The sequence below is a fragment of the Amycolatopsis umgeniensis genome (assembly GCF_014205155.1).
GTDB lineage: Bacteria > Actinomycetota > Actinomycetes > Mycobacteriales > Pseudonocardiaceae > Amycolatopsis > Amycolatopsis umgeniensis.
Window position 1 is genome coordinate 5,171,710 of record NZ_JACHMX010000001.1, and the last position, 19,427, is coordinate 5,191,136.

Annotated in this window: 28 protein-coding genes; 24 read left to right on the forward strand and 4 right to left on the reverse strand. The window is 66.9% G+C overall.

Annotated elements, in window-relative coordinates:
- Window positions 1-2 precede the first annotated feature (2 nt).
- The 22 genes from rplE (at window position 3) to truA (ending at window position 13,801) form a co-directional block, all read left to right on the forward strand.
- Window positions 3-566, forward strand: a complete 564-nt coding sequence (rplE, locus tag HDA45_RS24515; RefSeq protein ID WP_101612171.1) for a 50S ribosomal protein L5 — start codon at window positions 3-5, stop codon at window positions 564-566.
- 4 nt (window positions 567-570) lie between these two features.
- Window positions 571-756, forward strand: coding sequence for a type Z 30S ribosomal protein S14 (locus tag HDA45_RS24520; protein WP_005166789.1), 186 nt, complete (start codon window positions 571-573; stop codon window positions 754-756).
- Window positions 757-938: 182 nt separating this feature from the next.
- The gene (gene rpsH / locus HDA45_RS24525) at window positions 939-1,337 is read left to right on the forward strand and encodes a 30S ribosomal protein S8 (RefSeq protein WP_005166791.1); all 399 of its coding nucleotides are present in this window, start codon (window positions 939-941) and stop codon (window positions 1,335-1,337) included.
- Window positions 1,338-1,353: 16 nt separating this feature from the next.
- Window positions 1,354-1,893 carry a 50S ribosomal protein L6 gene (rplF, locus tag HDA45_RS24530; protein ID WP_184899053.1) on the forward strand — a complete coding sequence of 180 codons (540 nt, stop codon included), beginning with the start codon at window positions 1,354-1,356 and terminating at the stop codon, window positions 1,891-1,893.
- 2 nt (window positions 1,894-1,895) lie between these two features.
- On the forward strand, window positions 1,896-2,294 hold the full coding sequence (rplR, locus tag HDA45_RS24535; protein ID WP_039919720.1) for a 50S ribosomal protein L18: 399 nt from the start codon (window positions 1,896-1,898) through the stop codon (window positions 2,292-2,294).
- Window positions 2,295-2,325: 31 nt separating this feature from the next.
- Window positions 2,326-2,961, forward strand: a complete 636-nt coding sequence (rpsE, locus tag HDA45_RS24540) for a 30S ribosomal protein S5 (RefSeq protein ID WP_184899055.1) — start codon at window positions 2,326-2,328, stop codon at window positions 2,959-2,961.
- Window position 2,962: 1 nt separating this feature from the next.
- Window positions 2,963-3,148, forward strand: coding sequence for a 50S ribosomal protein L30 (rpmD, locus tag HDA45_RS24545; RefSeq protein ID WP_005166796.1), 186 nt, complete (start codon window positions 2,963-2,965; stop codon window positions 3,146-3,148).
- A complete protein-coding gene (rplO, locus tag HDA45_RS24550; RefSeq protein WP_184899057.1) occupies window positions 3,145-3,591 on the forward strand; it encodes a 50S ribosomal protein L15 in 447 nt (148 codons plus the stop codon). The genes rpmD and rplO overlap by 4 nt, the downstream gene beginning before the upstream one ends.
- A gap of 508 nt (window positions 3,592-4,099) precedes the next feature.
- Window positions 4,100-4,708 (forward strand): hypothetical protein, encoded by a 609-nt coding sequence (locus tag HDA45_RS24555; protein WP_343072143.1) that lies wholly within the window; start codon window positions 4,100-4,102, stop codon window positions 4,706-4,708.
- Between the two features lie 50 nt (window positions 4,709-4,758).
- A complete protein-coding gene (locus HDA45_RS24560) occupies window positions 4,759-5,391 on the forward strand; it encodes a LysE family translocator (RefSeq protein WP_184899061.1) in 633 nt (210 codons plus the stop codon).
- 322 nt (window positions 5,392-5,713) lie between these two features.
- A complete protein-coding gene (gene secY / locus HDA45_RS24565) occupies window positions 5,714-7,021 on the forward strand; it encodes a preprotein translocase subunit SecY (RefSeq protein ID WP_184899063.1) in 1,308 nt (435 codons plus the stop codon).
- Window positions 7,018-7,572 (forward strand): adenylate kinase, encoded by a 555-nt coding sequence (locus HDA45_RS24570; RefSeq protein ID WP_101612177.1) that lies wholly within the window; start codon window positions 7,018-7,020, stop codon window positions 7,570-7,572. Before secY ends, HDA45_RS24570 begins: the two co-directional genes overlap by 4 nt.
- A gap of 44 nt (window positions 7,573-7,616) precedes the next feature.
- A complete protein-coding gene (gene map / locus HDA45_RS24575) occupies window positions 7,617-8,393 on the forward strand; it encodes a type I methionyl aminopeptidase (RefSeq protein ID WP_184899065.1) in 777 nt (258 codons plus the stop codon).
- A gap of 466 nt (window positions 8,394-8,859) precedes the next feature.
- The gene (infA, locus tag HDA45_RS24580) at window positions 8,860-9,081 is read left to right on the forward strand and encodes a translation initiation factor IF-1 (protein WP_005166804.1); all 222 of its coding nucleotides are present in this window, start codon (window positions 8,860-8,862) and stop codon (window positions 9,079-9,081) included.
- Between the two features lie 36 nt (window positions 9,082-9,117).
- The gene (gene rpmJ / locus HDA45_RS24585) at window positions 9,118-9,231 is read left to right on the forward strand and encodes a 50S ribosomal protein L36 (RefSeq protein ID WP_004558882.1); all 114 of its coding nucleotides are present in this window, start codon (window positions 9,118-9,120) and stop codon (window positions 9,229-9,231) included.
- Window positions 9,232-9,436: 205 nt separating this feature from the next.
- Entirely contained in the window at window positions 9,437-9,817 is a 381-nt protein-coding gene (rpsM, locus tag HDA45_RS24590) for a 30S ribosomal protein S13 (protein WP_005166805.1), read from the forward strand.
- The gene (locus tag HDA45_RS24595) at window positions 9,814-9,999 is read left to right on the forward strand and encodes a hypothetical protein (RefSeq protein WP_004558884.1); all 186 of its coding nucleotides are present in this window, start codon (window positions 9,814-9,816) and stop codon (window positions 9,997-9,999) included. The genes rpsM and HDA45_RS24595 overlap by 4 nt, the downstream gene beginning before the upstream one ends.
- 18 nt (window positions 10,000-10,017) lie before the next feature.
- Entirely contained in the window at window positions 10,018-10,425 is a 408-nt protein-coding gene (rpsK, locus tag HDA45_RS24600) for a 30S ribosomal protein S11 (RefSeq protein WP_004558885.1), read from the forward strand.
- A 23-nt stretch (window positions 10,426-10,448) separates the two neighbouring features.
- Window positions 10,449-11,054, forward strand: a complete 606-nt coding sequence (gene rpsD, locus HDA45_RS24605) for a 30S ribosomal protein S4 (protein WP_184899070.1) — start codon at window positions 10,449-10,451, stop codon at window positions 11,052-11,054.
- Window positions 11,055-11,181: 127 nt separating this feature from the next.
- Entirely contained in the window at window positions 11,182-12,255 is a 1,074-nt protein-coding gene (locus HDA45_RS24610; RefSeq protein WP_005166811.1) for a DNA-directed RNA polymerase subunit alpha, read from the forward strand.
- A gap of 75 nt (window positions 12,256-12,330) precedes the next feature.
- On the forward strand, window positions 12,331-12,894 hold the full coding sequence (gene rplQ / locus HDA45_RS24615) for a 50S ribosomal protein L17 (RefSeq protein ID WP_101612181.1): 564 nt from the start codon (window positions 12,331-12,333) through the stop codon (window positions 12,892-12,894).
- Between the two features lie 73 nt (window positions 12,895-12,967).
- Complete coding sequence (gene truA / locus HDA45_RS24620) at window positions 12,968-13,801, forward strand: tRNA pseudouridine(38-40) synthase TruA (RefSeq protein WP_246481357.1); 834 nt, start codon at window positions 12,968-12,970, stop codon at window positions 13,799-13,801.
- Here the strand turns inward: truA and HDA45_RS24625 are convergent.
- From HDA45_RS24625 to HDA45_RS24640, 4 genes are all read right to left on the reverse strand, one after another.
- The gene (locus HDA45_RS24625) at window positions 13,771-14,730 is read right to left on the reverse strand and encodes an endonuclease domain-containing protein (protein WP_184899072.1); all 960 of its coding nucleotides are present in this window, start codon (window positions 14,728-14,730) and stop codon (window positions 13,771-13,773) included. The genes truA and HDA45_RS24625 overlap by 31 nt on opposite strands.
- A 253-nt stretch (window positions 14,731-14,983) precedes the next feature.
- The gene (locus HDA45_RS24630) at window positions 14,984-15,706 is read right to left on the reverse strand and encodes a hypothetical protein (RefSeq protein WP_037314709.1); all 723 of its coding nucleotides are present in this window, start codon (window positions 15,704-15,706) and stop codon (window positions 14,984-14,986) included.
- Window positions 15,703-16,884 (reverse strand): type VII secretion protein EccE, encoded by a 1,182-nt coding sequence (eccE, locus tag HDA45_RS24635; protein ID WP_184905980.1) that lies wholly within the window; start codon window positions 16,882-16,884, stop codon window positions 15,703-15,705. The genes HDA45_RS24630 and eccE overlap by 4 nt, the downstream gene beginning before the upstream one ends.
- 59 nt (window positions 16,885-16,943) lie before the next feature.
- The gene (locus HDA45_RS24640; RefSeq protein WP_184899074.1) at window positions 16,944-17,135 is read right to left on the reverse strand and encodes a hypothetical protein; all 192 of its coding nucleotides are present in this window, start codon (window positions 17,133-17,135) and stop codon (window positions 16,944-16,946) included.
- Between the two features lie 280 nt (window positions 17,136-17,415).
- Here HDA45_RS24640 and eccB point away from each other — a divergent pair, with 280 nt between their 5' ends.
- Entirely contained in the window at window positions 17,416-19,041 is a 1,626-nt protein-coding gene (gene eccB, locus HDA45_RS24645) for a type VII secretion protein EccB (RefSeq protein ID WP_184899076.1), read from the forward strand.
- Window positions 19,042-19,109: 68 nt separating this feature from the next.
- Window positions 19,110-19,424, forward strand: a complete 315-nt coding sequence (locus HDA45_RS24650; protein WP_184899078.1) for a hypothetical protein — start codon at window positions 19,110-19,112, stop codon at window positions 19,422-19,424.
- Window positions 19,425-19,427 lie beyond the last annotated feature (3 nt).

Genomic DNA, 19,427 nt, shown 5'->3' on the forward strand with positions numbered 1-19,427 from the left:
TCATGACCACCGCAGAGAAGATCGCCCCGCGCCTCAAGGTGCGGTACCGCGAGGAGATCAAGGGACAGCTCCAGGAGGAGTTCTCCTTCGAGAACGTCCACCAGATCCCGGGCGTCGTCAAGGTCGTCGTGAACATGGGTGTCGGAGACGCCGCCCGTGACAGCAAGCTGATCGAAGGCGCCATCAAGGACCTGGCCGCGATCACCGGGCAGAAGCCCGAGGTTCGCAAGGCTCGTAAGTCCATCGCGCAGTTCAAGCTGCGTGAGGGCCAGCCGATCGGTGCGCGCGTGACGCTGCGCAACGACCGGATGTGGGAGTTCCTCGACCGGCTGCTGACCATCGCGCTGCCGCGTATCCGTGACTTCCGCGGGCTTTCGCCGAAGCAGTTCGACGGCAACGGCAACTACACGTTCGGTCTCAACGAGCAGTCGATGTTCCACGAGATCGACCCGGACGCCATCGACCGCCCGCGCGGTATGGACGTCACTGTCGTCACCACCGCCAACACCGACGACGAGGGCCGCGCGCTGCTTCGCAAGCTCGGCTTCCCGTTCAAGGAGAACTGAGTCGATGGCCAAGAAAGCACTGGTCCACAAGGCCGCGAAGACGCCGAAGTTCAAGGTTCGCGGTTACACGCGCTGCCAGCGGTGCGGTCGCCCGCACTCGGTGTTCCGCAAGTTCGGGCTCTGCCGGATCTGCCTTCGCGAGATGGCACACGCGGGCGAGCTGCCCGGCGTCCGCAAGTCCAGCTGGTAAGAGTCCTTTTTGCCAATTCGGCCGAAAGCAGGCGGATACGGACCGCGAGCCCAAGGGCTCACCGGTTCCCTTTCCGCCGTGACTGCCGGTCGGATTGGCAAACAATCGGATACAGAACTCCCACTTCGCCACAGGCCTTGCAGTTCTGCAGGGAACCAGGCGAGAAAGGTTGACAGGTCACCATGACGATGACCGACCCCATCGCAGACTTCTTGACCCGTCTGCGTAACGCGAACTCGGCTTACCACGACGAGGTCGTGCTTCCCCACTCGAAGATCAAGGCGAACATCGCCGAGATCCTCAAGCGCGAGGGCTACATCTCGGGATACCGGGACGAGCCGGGCGAGAAGCACAAGAACCTCATCGTTGAGCTGAAGTACGGCCCCAACCGTGAGCGCAGCATCGCCGGCCTCCGCCGCGTGTCCAAGCCCGGCCTGCGGGTCTACGCAAAATCGACCGAACTGCCGTCCGTTCTGGGTGGCCTCGGCGTCGCGATCATCTCGACGTCGTCCGGCCTCCAGACCGACCGTCAGGCCAAGCGCAACAGCGTGGGCGGCGAAGTCCTCGCCTACGTCTGGTAAGGAAGGGGGCACAGACATGTCACGCATCGGAAAGCTGCCGGTCGCCGTCCCCTCCGGGGTCGAGGTGACCATCGAAGGTCAGCAGATCAAGGTCAAGGGGCCCAAGGGCACTCTTGAGCACACCATCGCCGAGCCGATCACCGTGGAGCGCGCCGAGGACGGCACGCTGCAGGTGAAGCGTCCCGACGAAGAGCGCAACAGCCGTGCCCTGCACGGTCTCACCCGGACGCTGGTCAACAACCTCGTCGTCGGTGTGACCGCGGGCTACGAGAAGAAGCTCGAAATCCACGGTGTCGGTTACCGCGTGCAGGCCAAGGGTTCGGACCTCGAGTTCGCCCTCGGCTACAGCCACCCGGTGAAGATCGAGGCCCCGGAAGGCATCACCTTCAAGGTCGAGACCCCCACCCGGTTCTCGGTCTCGGGCATCGACAAGCAGAAGGTCGGCCAGATCGCCGCGGTCATCCGCAAGCTGCGCCGCCCGGACCCGTACAAGGGCAAGGGCCTGCGCTACGAGGGTGAGAAGATCCGCCGCAAGGTCGGAAAGACGGGTAAGTGATCATGAGCGACACGACTACGAAGCGCAAGCCGGTCGGCAAGGACATCTCGACCCGCCGCCGCGTCGCGAAGGCCCGTCGGCACTTCCGCCTTCGCAAGAAGATCAACGGCACGGACCAGCGTCCGCGCCTGGTCGTCAAGCGTTCGTCGCGGCACATCGCCGTGCAGCTGATCGACGACCTCGCCGGCAAGACCCTGGCGTCGGCGTCCACCCTCGAGGCGGACGTTCGCGCGCTGGACGGCGACAAGAAGGCCAAGGCCGCCAAGGTCGGGGAGCTTCTCGCCGCCCGCGCCAAGAACGCCGGTGTCTCGACCGTGGTGTTCGACCGTGGAGGCAACGCCTACCACGGCCGCATCGCGGCGCTCGCCGACGCTGCCCGTGAGGCGGGGTTGGAGTTCTGATGCAGATGCTCGTGAATGGAAGGAAAGCCTGATGCCGGGACGTACACGGCAATTCGGCGGCGGCCAGGGCGGGCAGGGCGGCAACGACCGCAATGACCGTCGCGACCGCCGTGACCGGCGCGACAGCGGCCGTGGCGGGGCCGGCCAGGAAAAGACCCCGCACCTCGAGAAGGTCGTGACGATCAACCGCGTCGCCAAGGTCGTCAAGGGTGGTCGTCGCTTCAGCTTCACCGCCCTGGTGGTCGTCGGTGACGGCGACGGTCAGGTCGGCGTCGGCTACGGCAAGGCCAAGGAAGTTCCCGCGGCCATCGCCAAGGGCGTCGAGGAAGCGAAGAAGAACTTCTTCCGCGTTCCCCGCGTCGGTGGCACCATTCCCCACCCCATCCAGGGTGAGGAAGCCGCCGGTGTCGTGCTGCTGCGTCCGGCCTCGGCCGGTACCGGTGTCATCGCCGGTGGTCCGGTCCGCGCGGTGCTGGAGTGCGCGGGTGTCCACGACGTGCTGTCGAAGTCTCTCGGCTCCGACAACGCGATCAACATCGTGCACGCGACCGTGGCGGCCCTGAAGGGTCTGCAGCGTCCCGAAGAGGTCGCGGCCCGCCGCGGTCTCCCGCTCGAGGACGTCGCCCCGGCTCGGATGCTGCGTCAGCGCGCGGGCCAGGGGGTCTGACATGACTCAGCTCAAGGTGACCCAGGTCAAGAGCAAGATCGGCACGAAGCACGCTCACCGCGAGTCGCTGCGCACCCTCGGGCTGCGCAAGATCCGCCAGAGCGTCGTGCGTGAAGACACCCCCCAGGTTCGCGGCCTCATCCACACGGTCCGCCACCTGGTGGAGGTCGAGGAGGTCAAGGCATGACTGCCATCAAGATCCACCACCTTCGTCCGGCTCCGGGCGCGAAGCGCGACAAGATCCGCGTCGGCCGTGGTGAGGGCTCGAAGGGCAAGACCGCCGGTCGCGGTACCAAGGGCACCAAGGCCCGGAAGAACGTGCCCGCCGGTTTCGAGGGTGGGCAGATGCCCATCCACATGCGGCTCCCGAAGCTTCGCGGCTTCAAGAACCGCTTCCGCACCGAGTACCAGCCCGTGAACCTGGGCGACATCGCCCGCGTGTTCCCGGACGGTGGCACGGTCGGCAACGAGGAGCTCGTCGCGAAGGGTCTTGTTCGCAAGAACAAGCTCGTGAAGGTGCTCGGCAACGGTGACCTGAACGGCGTCAAGCTGGACGTCACCGCCGATGCTTTCTCCGGCTCCGCCAAGGAGAAGCTCTCCGCCGCCGGTGGCTCCGCCACCACGCTCTGAGCTTTCTTCGCTCGCTTCACCGAAAGGCCCGCCCGGCTCCGCTGGGCGGGCCTTTCGCTTGCGCTCGCTTCGGTCGCGCGCCCTCGCTCCGCTCGGCTCCGCTCCACCGGCGCGACTTTCGCGGGCTAATCGTCATCCGGCCCCTTCTCCCTGGCCCTCCCGGGGGCTCGCCTTTAGCGGGCTAAACGCGATCTGGGGCCCTGAGCCCTCCCGGCCCAGCGCGGCGACTTTAGCGGGCTAATCGCGATCGGGTGGTCGCCCGGGCGCCCGCGGCCCAGATCGCGTTTAGCCCGCTAAAGTCGCCGCGCCGGGCGTGGCGGCTGCGGCGCTGTGCTGGGAGAATCACGAGGTGGACACACCTTCCGGGCAGGATCGGCGGCCCTTCCAGCAGCAGCCGGATGTCCAGCCGACGGTCGTATCCGTTTCAGGTCCCCTCGATCCTCCAGGAGAACCAAGCCGGCCTGAGCCTCGCAGGCTCGTCACGGCGGGGCTGGTCGCTCTGGCCCTGGTGCTGACCCTCGTAGGCTGCTTCTTCCCGCTCTTCAGGACCGAGCATCGGTTCACTTTCGAAGCCGTCGAACAGACCATGTTCGTATTCGTGCAGAGCGCGTGGGACACGACCGCGGAACAGCGCGGCCAACCCGCCTCCGCGACGTCGACATCGACGTCACCGATCGGTATCCCGCTCTTGGCTGCCGCGACGCTCCTGCTGGCGGCTGCGGTCGTCAGCACGCGGCTCGTCGGGCGTCCTCGCCCGAGAGCTCTGGACAAGTGGCTCACCACCATCGCGGCGGTATTCCTCGCCGGCGTCGTCAGCTGCGTCGCCACGCTGGGGGTCGGACCCCGACTGGGAGATGACGTCAAGGTGACCGTGACCCTCGAAGCGGGCATGTGGGCTCTCTTCGCCGCAGTCGCCGCATCACTGGGTGCCGCGGTCATGAGCCACCGTGTCGAGGAGGCCGAGGTCCCGGTGAGCGGCGACCTGAGTCTCGCGGAGATGCCCACTCCGAAGGACGGCATCTCCATCACGGTGCTTCCGCCGGAGCCACAGCCCGAGCAGCCGGACTACTCGGCCTTCGCCCCGCCTCCGGATCCCGGTCCGAAAGAGCGCGATTAGCCCGCTAAACGCACTCGCGTCGGTCGATACGGTGGGCGAGGAGGTGGCCGATGACTTGGGCGATGATCTTTTTCGGAGCGGCGGTGCTCGTGGCTTTTACGCCAGGGGCGAACAATCTGCTCGGTCTGCACCACGGCATGACACAGGGAGCGTGGAAGGGGCTCGCCGGCCTGTTAGGCCGATTGGCCGCATTCACGGTCTTGATCGCGGCTGTCGCCGCAGGGCTCGGACAGCTCCTCGCAGCCTCTGAACTTGCACTCACGGTGATCAAATGGGTGGGTGTCGCCTACTTGGTCTGGATCGGCGGACGGCTGTTGTGGTCGACGTGCCGCGGCGGCTCGGCCGCCCTGGTCCAAGAGCCCCGAGCCACCGAGCCCGTACCGGCCTTGAGGATCGCGAGGAAGGAATTCGTCGTCGCGATCACGAACCCGAAGGCGATCCTCATCTTCACCGCGTTCGTGCCCCAGTTCATCGACGCAGCTCACGGCTCATTTCCCGGCCAGATCGCGATCCTCGGCGCTGTATATCTGCTGGCCGAGTTCGTCGCGGGCGCGACCTACATCGGAGTCGGCACGCTCGTGAAATCGCTCAGGCTGTCCCGCCGCGCCACTCGCAACGTCGATCGCGGCACCGGCGCAGTGCTCCTCGGCATGGCGGGCGCACTCGCCGCTTCGAGCTCCTGAGCCCGGTCTCCGATCACAGCGCGTTTAGCGGGCTGATCGCGATGCGGTGAGGGCCGGAAAGTGGGGAACGGCAAGGCGTTCTGTCAAGGTTCCGGAGCAAGATGAGGAAGTCGATCAACCTCAAGGACCAACCTTCGTTCGGAAAACCCACACGCACTGCGGACACGCCCTGTGAAGCTGTTAGAGTCGGCGACACGCTTCGGGACGAGTGTGCCCCGAAGCGTTCCTGGCTTGTGCCAGAAAGCTGTGTGTTCCCGCCGGCCCCAGGTCGGCCAAGCCGATCGTCGGTAAGACAGCCGACGACGCCGAGGAGGTCCCCCGCGTGCTCAGCGCCTTCCGCTCGGCTCTCGCGACGCCGGATCTACGTAAGAAGATCCTGTTCACGCTAGCCATTGTCGCGGTCTACCGAATCGGTGCCACCATCCCGGCCCCGGGCATCTCGTACTCCGCCGTCCAGCAATGTACGGAAACCGGGTCGCAGGAGGGCGTCTATCAGCTGCTGAACCTGTTCAGCGGCGGTGCGCTGCTGCAGCTCTCGCTGTTCTCGACCGGCATCATGCCGTACATCACGGCGAGCATCATCGTCCAGCTTCTCACCGTGGTCATCCCGCGGTTCGAGGAGCTGAAGAAGGAAGGCCAGGCCGGCCAGGGCAAGCTGACCCAGTACACCCGGTACCTGACGATCGCGCTCGCGGTCCTGCAGGCCACCGGTGTGGTGGCGCTCGCCGACCGCAAGCAGCTCTTCCCGCAGTGCGACACCGCGATCATCCCGGACAACAGCGTCTACACGCTGGCCATCATCGTCATCACGATGACCGCCGGTACGGCCGTCATGATGTGGCTGGGTGAGCTGATCACCGAGCGCGGCGTCGGCAACGGCATGTCCGTCCTGATCTTCCTGAACATCGCGGCCCGCATCCCGATCGAGGGTGGCAACATCCTCAGCAGCGCGGGTGGCGTCGTCTTCGCTCTGATCTGTGTGTTCGGCCTGGTGATCATCGCCAGCGTCATCTTCGTCGAGCAGGGCCAGCGCCGGATCCCGGTGCAGTACGCCAAGCGCATGATCGGCCGCCGCATGTACGGCGGTACCTCGACCTACCTGCCGATCAAGGTGAACCAGGCCGGTGTCATCCCGGTCATCTTCGCCTCGTCGCTGCTCTACCTGCCGGACCTGATCAGCCGCCTCGTCGGTGACGCCAACAGCAACTCCGGCTGGCAGGTCTTCATCCAGAACTACATCGTCAACCAGTCCAGCTGGGCCCACGTCCTGCTGTACTTCGCGTTGATCATCTTCTTCACGTACTTCTACATCACGATCACGTTCAACGTGGACGAGCGTGCGGAGGAAATGAAGAAGTTCGGTGGCTTCATCCCGGGTATCCGCCCGGGGCGTCCCACCGCGGAGTACCTCAGCTACGTCCTCGGCCGGATCACCCTGCCGGGCTCGCTGTACCTGGGCATCATCGCGATCCTTCCGAACTTCTTCTTGTCCGTCACCGGTAGCGGGAACAACCAGAACTTCCCGTTCGGTGGCACGGCTGTGCTGATCATGGTCGGTGTCGGTCTCGACACCGTGAAGCAGATCGAAAGCCAGCTGATGCAACGTAACTACGAAGGGTTCTTGAAGTGACGCGCCTGGTTCTCGTTGGCCCTCCTGGCGCGGGCAAAGGTACTCAGGCGGTAGCACTGTCGGAGAAGCTCCGGATCCCGCACATCTCGACCGGCGATCTGTTCCGCGCCCACGTGGGCGAGCAGACGCCGCTGGGTCAGGAAGCCAAGCGCTACCTGGACTCCGGCGAACTCGTGCCCGACTCGGTCACGAACGAGATGGTGCGCGAGCGCCTTGCCGAACCCGACGCCAAGGTCGGCTTCCTGCTGGACGGGTTCCCTCGGAACACGAAGCAGGCCGACGTCCTCGGTGAGATCCTCGGCGAGGTCGACACTGAGCTGAACGCGGTCATCCAGCTCCAGGTCTCGGAAGACGTCGTCGTCGAGCGGCTGCTGTCCCGCGGCCGCTCGGACGACACCGAAGAGGTCATCCGTCGCCGCCAGCAGATCTACGTGTCCGAGACGGCTCCGCTGCTCGAGTACTACGCGGAAATCCTGGTCACGGTCGACGGTGTCGGCTCGGTCGACGAGATCTCCGCCCGCGTGCTGGAAGCGCTGCGCGACCGCACGTGAACCTCGGAGGACTGCGTGTACTGCAACGGCTTCGTCGTGGGCGCATGATCGAACTCAAGACCCCGGGTGAGCTCCAGGCGATGAGGGCCGCGGGCCTGGTCGTCTGGCGCACCCTCACCGCGGTGCGCGAGATCGCCAAGCCTGGGGCGACCACGGCCGATCTCGACGAACTCGCCGAGCAGACGATCCGCGACGCCGGCGCGGTGCCCTCGTTCAAGGGGTACCACGGCTTCCCGGCGTCGATCTGCGCGTCGGTGAACGAGCAGATCGTCCACGGCATCCCGTCGAAGACGCAGGTCCTGAACGACGGCGACATCATCTCCGTCGACTGTGGAGCGATCCTCGACGGCTGGCACGGCGACTCCGCGGTCACCATCGCGATCGGCGAGGTGTCGGAGGCGGATTTGGCGCTTTCGGCGGCCACCGAAGCGGCGATGTGGGCGGGGATCGCCGCGGTGTCGTCGGGCGGCCGACTCACGGACATCTCGTATGCCGTGCAGACCGCGGCCGAGAAGGCGGGCCGGGACGACGGCATCGAGTACGGGATGATCGTCGAATACGGCGGCCACGGCATCGGGCGCCAGATGCACATGGACCCCTTCCTGCCGAACCTGGGCAAACCTGGCAAGGGCCCGCGGCTCAAGACCGGGATGGCGCTCGCGATCGAGCCCATGCTGACCGGTGGCGGCGGTGAGACCGTCGAACTCGAGGACGGGTGGACCGTCGTGACCGCGGACGGCTCGCGGGCGTCGCACTGGGAACACACCGTCGCCATCACCGATGACGGCCCGTGGGTGCTGACAGCCCCCGAAGACGCCTGACGCCTCTGGCCCCGGATCGCGTTTAGCCCGCTAAAGGCGAGGTGGCCAGAGCGCGATTAGCCCGCTAAACGCAAGTCCGCCCGCTGGTCGGCGTAGTGCCGAAGCCCGCCGATGAGGCGCCCGGGCGTTGCCTCCATCGGGTGCACCTCGTCCGCCGAGCGCGCCAGGCCACCGCCCCGCCGGATCGCGTTTAGCCCGCTAAACGCAGGTCGGCGGAGGCGTACGATGGCAAAGGTCGCTACTGGTGGGCTCAGCGGTCACCTAACACGGTTACCCCCCGTTTGGGGCTCACGACACGGGTTGCGTACACTGTCAAGTCGGTGTACTCATCGCGCCCGGATCCTGCGCGCTCGTGATTTCTCGCGAACGGACATTGGACCCGGGGAGGAGTGTGCCGAAGCACCACCCAGCCAAGCACTCAAGCTCTGACTGATAACACAGCGTAGCGACAGGAAATGCGGAGGACATGGGCAAGAAAGACGGGGCCATCGAGGTCGAAGGCCGCGTAGTCGAGCCGCTCCCCAACGCGATGTTCCGCGTCGAGTTGGAGAACGGCCACAAGGTCCTTGCACACATCAGCGGCAAGATGCGGCAGCACTACATCCGCATCCTGCCCGAGGACAGGGTTGTCGTGGAGCTCTCGCCCTACGACTTGTCTCGTGGTCGCATCGTCTACCGCTACAAGTGATCACGACGAGTTAGCACAAGCAGGAGAGCAGGAGACGTGAAGGTCCAGCCGAGCGTCAAGAAGATCTGCGACAAGTGCAAGGTGATCCGCCGTCACGGCCGGATCATGGTGATCTGCGAAAACCTGCGGCACAAGCAGCGGCAGGGCTGATCACTCGCACTCGTTCAGAGTGGATTGACGGCTAAACAATCTCCCCGCACCTGCCGGGCCGTGAGAACGGCCCGGTTCACCCCCGGGCTTCAGGCCGGGGCCGGGACACCCGAAGCGCGAGCCAAGGGCACGACAGGCGAGTCGGTCCCGGGACCGGACGGGGAGCAGACCTGAAGATGAATTCTATGAAGGAGCATCAACGCCAATGGCACGACTCGCTGGCGTAGACCTCCCCCGCGAAAAGCGGTTGGAGATCGCGCTGACCTACATCTACGGCATCGGCCGTACCCGCTCGAAGCAGCTCATCGCGGCTGCCGAGCTCAACGCGGACACCCGCGTCAAGGATCTGAGCGATGACGACCTCGCCAAGCTGCGGGTCTACATCGAAGAGAACTTCAAGGTCGAGGGTGACCTTCGCCGTGAGGTGAACGCCGACATCCGTCGGAAGATCGAGATCGGGTGCTACGAGGGCCTTCGCTGGCGTCGCGGACTGCCCGTCCGTGGTCAGCGCACCAAGACCAACGCACGCACCCGCAAGGGTCCGAAGAAGACGGTCGCCGGCAAGAAGAAGGCTGGCAAGAAGTGAGCGTCCAGGGCAAGAAGGTCGTGCAGATGGGCGGCGTCCACCGCCGCGGCTCGGCTTGTGTCTCGCCCAAGGCGCTCTACGCCCGCCCGATGGCGCTCCGCAACCTGTACACCGACGCCGGATCGATCATCCGTCGCGGCCAGGCCGAAGCGGTCGCCGCTCACCAAGAGAACGCGCGCTAACAGGAGAACCCTCAGAACATGCCACCGAAGTCTCGTACTGCGGCGGGGGCCAAGAAGGTCCGCCGTAAGGAAAAGAAGAATGTCGCGCACGGCCACGCGCACATCAAGAGCACCTTCAACAACACCATCGTCTCGATCACGGACCCGACCGGTGCCGTGATCGCGTGGGCGTCGAGTGGTCACGTGGGCTTCAAGGGCTCGCGTAAGTCCACCCCGTTCGCCGCGCAGATGGCCGCCGAGAACGCCGCCCGCAAGGCTGCCGAACACGGCATGAAGAAGGTCGACGTTTTCGTGAAGGGCCCGGGTTCGGGCCGCGAGACGGCGATCCGCTCGCTGCAGGCGGCCGGCCTTGAGGTCGGCACCATCCAGGACGTGACCCCGCAGCCTCACAACGGCTGCCGCCCGCCCAAGCGGCGCCGGGTCTGAGGAACGGGGAGGAGTAAGAAGAAATGGCTCGTTACACCGGCCCCGCGACGCGTATTTCGCGTCGCCTCAAGGTTGACCTCATCGGCGGCGACCAGGCTTTCGAGCGTCGCCCCTACCCGCCGGGCCAGCACGGCCGCGGGCGCATCAAGGAGTCCGAGTACCTCCTGCAGTCGCAGGAGAAGCAGAAGGCTCGTTACACCTACGGCGTTCTCGAGCGTCAGTTCGTCCGGTACTACAAGGAAGCCGTCCGGCGTCCGGGTAAGACCGGTGAGAACCTGCTGCAGATCCTCGAGTCCCGCCTGGACAACGTGATCTACCGCGCCGGTATCGCCCGCACCCGCCGTCAGGCGCGTCAGCTGGTGAGCCACGGTCACTTCGTGGTCAACGGCGTCAAGGTCAACGTGCCCTCGTTCCAGGTCAGCAAGTGGGACATCATCGACGTGCGGCCGAAGTCGTTCGCGATGCTGCCCTTCGTCGCTGCCAAGGAGTCGTTCGGCGAGCGTCCCGTTCCCGCGTGGCTCCAGGTTGTTCCGTCCAACCTCCGGGTGCTGGTCCACCAGCTCCCGGAGCGCGCTCAGATCGATGTTCCGGTTCAGGAACAGCTGATCGTCGAGCTCTACTCGAAGTGATCCATCACCGGGCCGGAGATCCTCCGGCCCGGTATGGGTTCGCGCGGCGGCGTTCAGAATGCGCCGCCGCGTCGCCATCCCTTTCGGTGTCATATGGCGGGCGCCGTTTGGAAAGGAATTAGGAAAGATGCTGATTTCCCAGCGACCGGCTCTCGGCGAAGAGACGGTCAACGAGACCCGCTCCCGGTTCACCATCGAACCGCTGGAGCCCGGCTTCGGCTACACGCTCGGCAACTCGCTGCGTCGTACGCTGCTGTCGTCCATTCCGGGCGCGGCCGTGACGAGCATCCGCATCGACGGCGTGCTGCACGAGTTCACCACCGTTCCCGGGGTGAAGGAAGACGTCACCGACATCATCCTGAACCTCAAGGAGCTCGTGGTTTCCTCGGAAGAGGACGAGCCGGTCACCATGTACCTGCGCAAGCAGGGCCCCGGTGAGGTCACCGCTGCCGACATCGTGCCCCCGGCCGGTGTCACCGTGCACAACCCGGATCTGCACATCGCGTCGCTGAACGGCAAGGGCAAGCTCGAGATCGAGCTCGTCGTCGAGCGCGGCCGCGGTTACGTTCCGGCCCTGCAGAACAAGCAGGCGGGCGCGGAGATCGGCCGGATCCCGGTCGACTCTATCTACTCCCCGGTGCTGAAGGTGACCTACAAGGTCGAGGCGACCCGTGTCGAGCAGCGCACCGACTTCGACAAGCTGATCCTGGACGTGGAGACGAAGCCGTCGATCACGCCGCGGGACGCTGTCGCGTCGGCCGGTAAGACGCTGGTGGAACTGTTCGGTCTCGCGCGCGAGCTGAACGTCGACGCCGAAGGCATCGAGATCGGCCCGTCGCCGCAGGAGGCGGACACCATCGCCGCCTACGCGATGCCGATCGAGGACCTGGACCTCACCGTCCGGTCGTACAACTGCCTCAAGCGCGAGGGCATCCACACCGTCGGCGAACTGGTCTCGCGCAGCGAGGCCGACCTGCTGGACATCCGCAACTTCGGTGCGAAGTCGATCGACGAGGTCAAGCTCAAGCTCGTCGGTCTCGGCCTCGCGCTGAAGGACAGCCCGCCCGGGTTCGACCCGACCGCGGCCGCGGCCAGCTACGACGGTGAAGGCTGGTCCGAGGGCGTCGACAGCATCACGGACGGAATTTCGGACAACGGCCACGACGATGGCCAGGACTACGCAGAGACGGAGCAGCTGTAAGGCCAGCTTCGGCTCCCTCACCGGTAGGGGTGGGGGAGCCCCGGCCTCCAGCTGTGAGCTGAACGAGGAGAACCGATGCCCACCCCCACAAAGGGACCCCGTCTCGGCGGGTCGCCCGCGCACGAACGGCTGATCCTGGCCAACCTGGCCACCCAGCTGTTCGAGCACGGCAAGATCACGACGACCGAGGCGAAGGCCCGGCGGGTGCGCCCGCTGGCCGAGAAGCTGATCACGAAGGCGAAGCGGGGCGACCTGCACAACCGTCGTCAGATCCAGCGCATCGTGCGCGACAAGGACGTCGTGCACAAGCTGATCGCCGAGATCGGCCCGTTCTTCGCGGAGCGTCCGGGTGGCTACACCCGGATCACCAAGACGATGGCGCGCAAGGGCGACAACGCCCCCATGGCGGTCATCGAGCTGGTGGCCGAGAAGACCGTCACCGCCGAGGCTGAGGCCGCGCGCAAGACGAAGTTCGCCAAGGACGAGCCGAAGGCTGCCGCCCCGGCCGCCGAGGAGACCACCGACGCCCCTGAGGCGGCCGACAAGGCCGCCACCGAGGCTCCGGAGGCCACCGAGGCTCCCGCCGCCGACGAGGCCGCTGAGGCCCCCGCCGCGGACGCGGACAGCAAGAAGGACTGACGTCCTGACGGCACCGAACACCCCGGACGAGCCCGCCACTCCCACTGCGGAGGGCGGGCTCGTTCGTCTGCGTCTGGATGTTTCCTACGACGGCACCGATTTCTCGGGCTGGGCCCGACAGCCCGGGCGGCGCACGGTCCAGGGAGTCCTCGAAGAGGCGCTCGCGAAGCAGCCTCCGGGAGCTTCGGTCCCGAAGTCCGTCGTCGTCGCCGGCCGCACCGATGCCGGTGTGCACGCCTCCGGCCAGGTGGTCCACGTCGACGTGTCGCCTTTAGCGGGCAAAACGCGATCCGGCCGCCTGGAACTGGACGAGCAGGGCATTCCTGACCTGGGGCGGATGCGTCACCGATGGAATCGGTACCTGCCGGGTGACGTGCGGGTGCTGGATGCCCGGGTCGCCGCGCCCGGATTCGACGCGCGGTTCTCCGCTGTACGGCGGCACTACCTCTACCGCGTCTCGGATGCGCCTTGGGGCGTGGATCCCCTGCGGCGTCACGACACGCTCGCTTGGGGGCGGCCTCTCTCGATCGAGGCGATGAACGAGGCCTCGGCGTCTCTGATGGGGCTCCAGGACTTCGCGGCCTTCTGTAAGCAGCGCGAGGGCGGGACGACCATTCGAGAGCTGCAACGGCTTGTCTGGCGGCGGACAGGACCACACGCTGTCGAGGTCGACGTCTCCGCTGACGCGTTCTGTCACTCAATGGTGCGCAGCCTGGTCGGGGCGCTGCTCTTGGTCGGCGACGGTCGTCGCCCGCTGGATTGGCCCGGAGACGTCCTCGAGAGCCGCACGCGCGATAGCGCTGTCGCTCCCGCGCACGGCCTCACGCTGATGGCCGTCGACTACCCGCCGGACACCGAACTCGCGGCCCGCGCCGATCAAACGCGCGCCATGCGCACTTCCTCCTGACCCGCCCGCGGCACAGTTAGCGGGCTAAACGCGCCGCGTCGGGCGCGCCAGACGGCCTCGACGATGCCGTGGAAGTCGTTCGCCAGGTCTTCGGCGGTGACGATGACGAAGCGCCAGCCTTCGGCTTCCGCTCGTCTTCGGCGTTTGCGGTCGTGGGCTTGTTGCTTCGGCGTGTTGTGCCATCGGCCGTCGTATTCGATGGCGACCCGGAACTGCTCGTCCCCTAGGTCGAGGCGAGCGACGAAATGACCCGTTCGGGAGAAGACCTCGAACTGAGGAGTCGCGGTGATGCCGGCGGCAGCCAGCACGATGCGGACTTCCGATTCCGGGGGTGACTCCGCACGAGGGTCGGACAGCCACAAAGCATGTCTTGCCAAGCGGATTCCCCGATTGCGACGACCGTAAAATTCGCCGTTGAGATGCAGATCGGTCAGTTTCTCGGCTCTCATGAACTGGTCCAGATCCGGGACGCCGATGCGGAGCCGTCGGACCCACCCGGATTTGCGAGGAGAAAGCCGGAGCAGCAGGTCCAGCGCGACCCGGATCTTACGTGCGATACGAATGCCGTTCCAGGGCTTCGATTCTTCGGGTTTGATCTCGGTACGTCGAATCCTGATACCGTCTATCGGGCCGAATCGGTGCTTCTCCGGTACCACCATCTCGACCGGATCGTTGGGGTTGGCCAGCTCGACGCCTTGAACGGTCGCGGCCGATCGCCCGGTCAGCACAGCTTCCGGAGGCGCCAGCAACGCGGCGCCCCGGCAACGCAGTTCGTGCGTGACTTCCACGTCGGCGCGTGTGTAGACGTCCTGGAACAGCCTCCGGACGCTGGAACCGCGCAGCCGGCTCGCCGTGATGAGGCCCGCTTTGCGCGCCTCGGAGCCGCGGAAAACGTCGGGGAGATGGGATGAATCGAATGGCTTGGTCATGCCACCACGGTGATCTACCTGACCGACAACACACCGCCATCGCCGCCTCTCAGAGGCGATTTATCCACAACCCCCGGCTTATCCACAGCCGACGCGATTGCCCCTTGACGGACTACTCGCGCCCCGCTTCCCGCCTCAGGTCGACTTTAGCCGCCTAATCGTCACGCGGGGCGGACGCAAAAACGGGGGCACTGTCCGATGTGGACAATGCCCCCGCGGAGCGCGATTAGCCCGCTAAAGTCGCCGTGTCGGGTTAGTCGCCGCGCCGGACCGGGCCCAGGATTTGCTGCTCTTTCGCGGTGGTGACCAGGCGAAGGGGACGCCAAAGGTTGCGGCCGAGCGCGACGACCTGGTCGTCCTTCAACGTCGTGAGCTGCTTCATCATCTGCGGCGGGAGCCGCCAGATCCGCGCGGCCAGTTCGGCCTGCCCCGGCGGGAGCCGCTGCATCAGCACCAGGTCGGCCGCGTTCGCGGTCGCCCCGGCCTGCGGGTGCAGGTACGGCAGCACGTAAACCGTCGTCTGCCACGGGGACCGCGGCGGGAACAGGTCCTGCGGCGTCGGCCCACCATCGGTCACCACCAGCAGCGGCGCGTCCTCGGACGGGCGCGGGAGATCCACCGGCGACAGCCGCCGGATCTGCACCAGCGGCGAAGGCCTGCCGTTGGGCTGATTTCCCGCCGCCTGGGGGAGGACCTGCCACGCGGCGGGACGACCTGTCGCCACGACGACCCAAGCCCCGACCGCCATCGCCCGCAGCGCCACCTGGCGAGCCAGGTACAGCCCGCCGACGAGCACGATCCGGGTCGGCGTCGAGCGCAGTGCGGAGATCGTCAGCGGCTCACCCTTGAGCCCGGAGCCGAGGACGATCCCGCCTCGGTCGCCGGACGGGCTGATCGCGTCGAGCATCGCCGGGTCGACGGTGAATTCCGGGGCGACACCGGCGTTCTGACCGGCGTCACGCATACGGGTGCTCATGCTGTGCCTCCGATCGGCAAAGTCGCGGAGAACCCGGAGATCTGCAGGCCGCGCAACGGCGTCAGCGCCACACCCAACCGGTCCGAGATGCCCTGCAGCCGCTGGTCGGCCGCGTCCAGTTCACGCGGATTCCGCGCGCTCAGGCGCACGATGCCCCGCAGGCCGATCTTGCCTTCGTCCGCGGACGGCGAGATCGACATCGCCACCGTCGCCGACAGCGCGCGGACACTGGTCAGCGCGTTCAGGCTGCCGCTGATCTTGCCCTTCGGCCAGCTGGTGATCGCGTAGCTCGCGTGCCCGATGCCTGCCGCGGTGACGCCGGTCCAGCGCTCCTGCAGACCGACTTTCGCGGGCGAACCGGCGACCGCGGTCAGTTCCGCGGCCGAAATGCTGGACCGCAGCAGCTCGTCCGGGTCGAGCGGCCTCGTCGGCACTCCCTGCGATTCCAAGGCGTTGCGCACCCGCGACAGCGCGCCGATCAGCGCGCGATGCGCACCGACGACGCCGCCGCCGCGCTCGCGGATCGCGGCCGGGCACCGGCGCGGGTCGAGCCGGATGGCGACCCAAGTCGTCCGCCGCGCGGCCGCGGGAAGCGGGCCGAGCACCTCCATGTAGGAGCTGAGCGCAGGCGAGTCCGACGGAAGCGCCGCGCTACCGGGGTAGCAGTGCCAGATCATCTGGATCGAGTCGAGGACCACACCGCGGTCTTCGAGGCACGGCGCGAGCGCGGACAGCGGCAGGCTCGGCGCGCCGCCGGCCTGGGTGATCAGCGCGGGCGCGGGTTCGACGAGCAGGACCGCGGTCCACGTCCCGTCGTTCCACGCGAGGCCGACCTGCTGGCGCTCGTGGTCGACGCCGTGCGCGACGACGAGATCGGGAACAGCGAGACGAAGCAGGTTCACGCGGGCGTCGTCGGGGCCGGTGACGGCGTCCTCTTCGGCGGCGAGCGCTTCGATGCTGCTCGGCGGAAGCGGATTCGCCACCCGATCGTGCGAACGGAACATGTACCGCATGGTGAGTCCGGCCCATTGGGTGAACCAGCGGCCGCCCCAACGCAGGAACGCGATGATGATCGCGACCCCGAGTACGCCCATGGCGACGTACTTCAGCTTCATTTCGATCGCGAGCAGGACGAGGCCGATCGCGAGCCCGAGTTCGAGCACGACCAGATTCGCCACGGGCAGCGGGCCGAGGTTGATCCCACCGGTCCGGCGCCTCGAGGGCGCCGCGATCCGGGTCACCGGAGCGGGCGGAGGACCGGGCTGCGGGGCGGGGCCACCGGACGGAGGACCGCCAGGGCCGCCTGGCCCACCGGGGCCTCCCGGACCGCCAGGTCCACCGGGGCCCCCAGGCCCTCCCGGGCCACCGGGACCACCAGGCCCCTGAGGACCGCCAGGTCCACCGGGCCCGCCGGGTCCCCGAGGAACACCGGGACCTCCCTGGCCTCCGGCCGGGCCACCTGGTCTGCCGGGCCTTGGCGGCGGTCCCGGCGGACGGCCTGGAGGTTGCGACCCCGGAGGGCCGGGCGGACGTGGAGGAGTGGTGACGGACATCCGCGCTTTCTCTTCCCCTCGTGCGTGCTGCGTACCCGGAAAGCCGGTCCCGAGGAACTTGACACTAGCTGGAGTTGGTAGAAACCCCACACCAGACGGTCCCCGTACGGCTATCCTGCGGAACCGTACCGCGACGGGGAGGACTGTAGGTCGAGAATGCCATCAACACCGACTACTAAGTCTCAAGTTCAGGCTTATCAGTTCGTTCTGCGCAGGATGCAATCCGCGCTGGTCCGTCGCGACGCCGTCATGCTCCACGACCCCATGCGGACGCATACGCGCGCCACCATCGTGGGCGTCGTCCTGGCCGCTCTGGGCGTCCTGGTCTTCGTGATCTGGGGGCTGCTGAGCCCGAAGCCCTCCGTGCCGGAAGCGGGCAACATCGTCATCGGCGAACAGTCCGGGACGGTGTACGTCGTGGCGGGGAACCCGAAGAAACTGATCCCGACCTTCAACCTCGCCTCCGCACGGCTGCTGATCATCGCGCAGTCGAAGCAGGGGGCGCAGCAGGCGGGGACCAAGCCTTCCGGGCCCGCGCAGGCCTCCGAAGTGAAGAACCCCACAGTCGTTTCGGACGAGCAGCTGAAGAACATTCCCCGCGGTCAGCTGATGGGCATTCCCAACGGCCCGCAGCTGATGCCGACGGAAGGTCAGCGCGTCAGCGCGGACTGGGGCGTGTGCGACGAGGTCATGTACGACCAGTCGGTGCCGAAGCCCGATCTGACGAAGACGGAAACGACCGTCTACGCCGGTGTGAAGCAGCTCGGAAACCGTGAGCTCGGCCAGAACGAGGCTCTGCTGGCCAAGGCCACCAACGGCAGGACCTATCTGATCTACCGGCTGGCAGCGAATCCCAACCTCCCGAACGCGAACGCCGTCAAGGCCGAGATCAAGCCTGACGCGAGCGCGGTCCTTTCCGCGTTGAAGCTGCCCGACCAGCCTCGCGGGATTTCGCAGGGCCTTCTGGACGCGATTCCCGAGGTGCCGGAGCTGAAGCTGCCGGACGTCGAGGGCAAGGGGGAGAACCCCAACTTCCAGATCGAAGGCCTGAGGGTCGGCGACGTCTTTTCCACCGAGCAGGCCGAGGGGCAGAAGAACTTCCACCTCATCTTGAGGGAAGGGATCCAGCCCATTTCGCCGGCGGTCGCGGACATCGTCCAGACCGGGAAGAACGACGGCAGCACCTCGGTGATGTCCGTCGCGCAGGGCAAGATCCGCAACGTCACGCGGGTGACCGCGGGACAACAGGGCTTTGTCGACCTCGACGCGTACCCCCAGGCCGTGCCGACCGTGCTCAACGCGACTCAGGGTTCGCGGGTTTCGTGCCTGAGCTGGTCCATCACCGGCGAAGGCGCCAGCAGGGACGGGCACACCGCGGTGTTCGTCGACGACAAGATGCCCAAGGGCAGGAACGCCGACGGTTCGGCGCCCGGCGTCAAGATCGGCACCCCTGGTCCGGTCGGCGCGCCGATCAACAGCTTCTTCATGGATCCCGGTTTCGCGGCCGTCGTCCAGTCGGCGACGGGCAGGGAGACCTTCGACAAGGGACCGATCCAGCTGATCTCCGATCGTGGGATCCGGTACGGCATCCCCGACGCGGTCACGGCGGACTCGATCGGGCTCAACAAGCGGGTGCCCGCGCCCGAGTCCATCGTCCGGATCCTGCCCACCGGTGCTTCACTGAACACGCAGGACGTGCTCCGCACGTTCGACACGGTGCCGATCGACGATCGGGCCGGCTCGGTCGCCACGCAGTCGCAGCAGACTCCGGCGGGCAACTGATCGCGGGAACCCCTTGGACGGCGCGAGCGTCTCAACGCCCAAGCAGTACCGGGTGAGTGGAGGGTGCAGTGGCCGGCCTGAAGATCGACGGCACCGTCGTCGGTGATTACGCGAAGCGGGTGGACGCGGCCGCCGGAGAGCTCGAGTTGGCGGCCGCCGACGTGACCGGGGACGGCGTCACCGTCGAGTCCCACGGCGCGCTGGGGGAGGAATTGGGGCTGGGCGCGTCGTATGGACGTGCGACCGAGACCATCCGGCGTCAGCTGGTGGAAGGCGCGGCCGCGCTGCGGTCGGCCTCGGAGGCGCTGCACACGGTGACCGCGCGGCACGCCGGGCACGACGACGAGGCCGCCCAGATGATCAAACGCGCCGTGGAGCTCTGAACC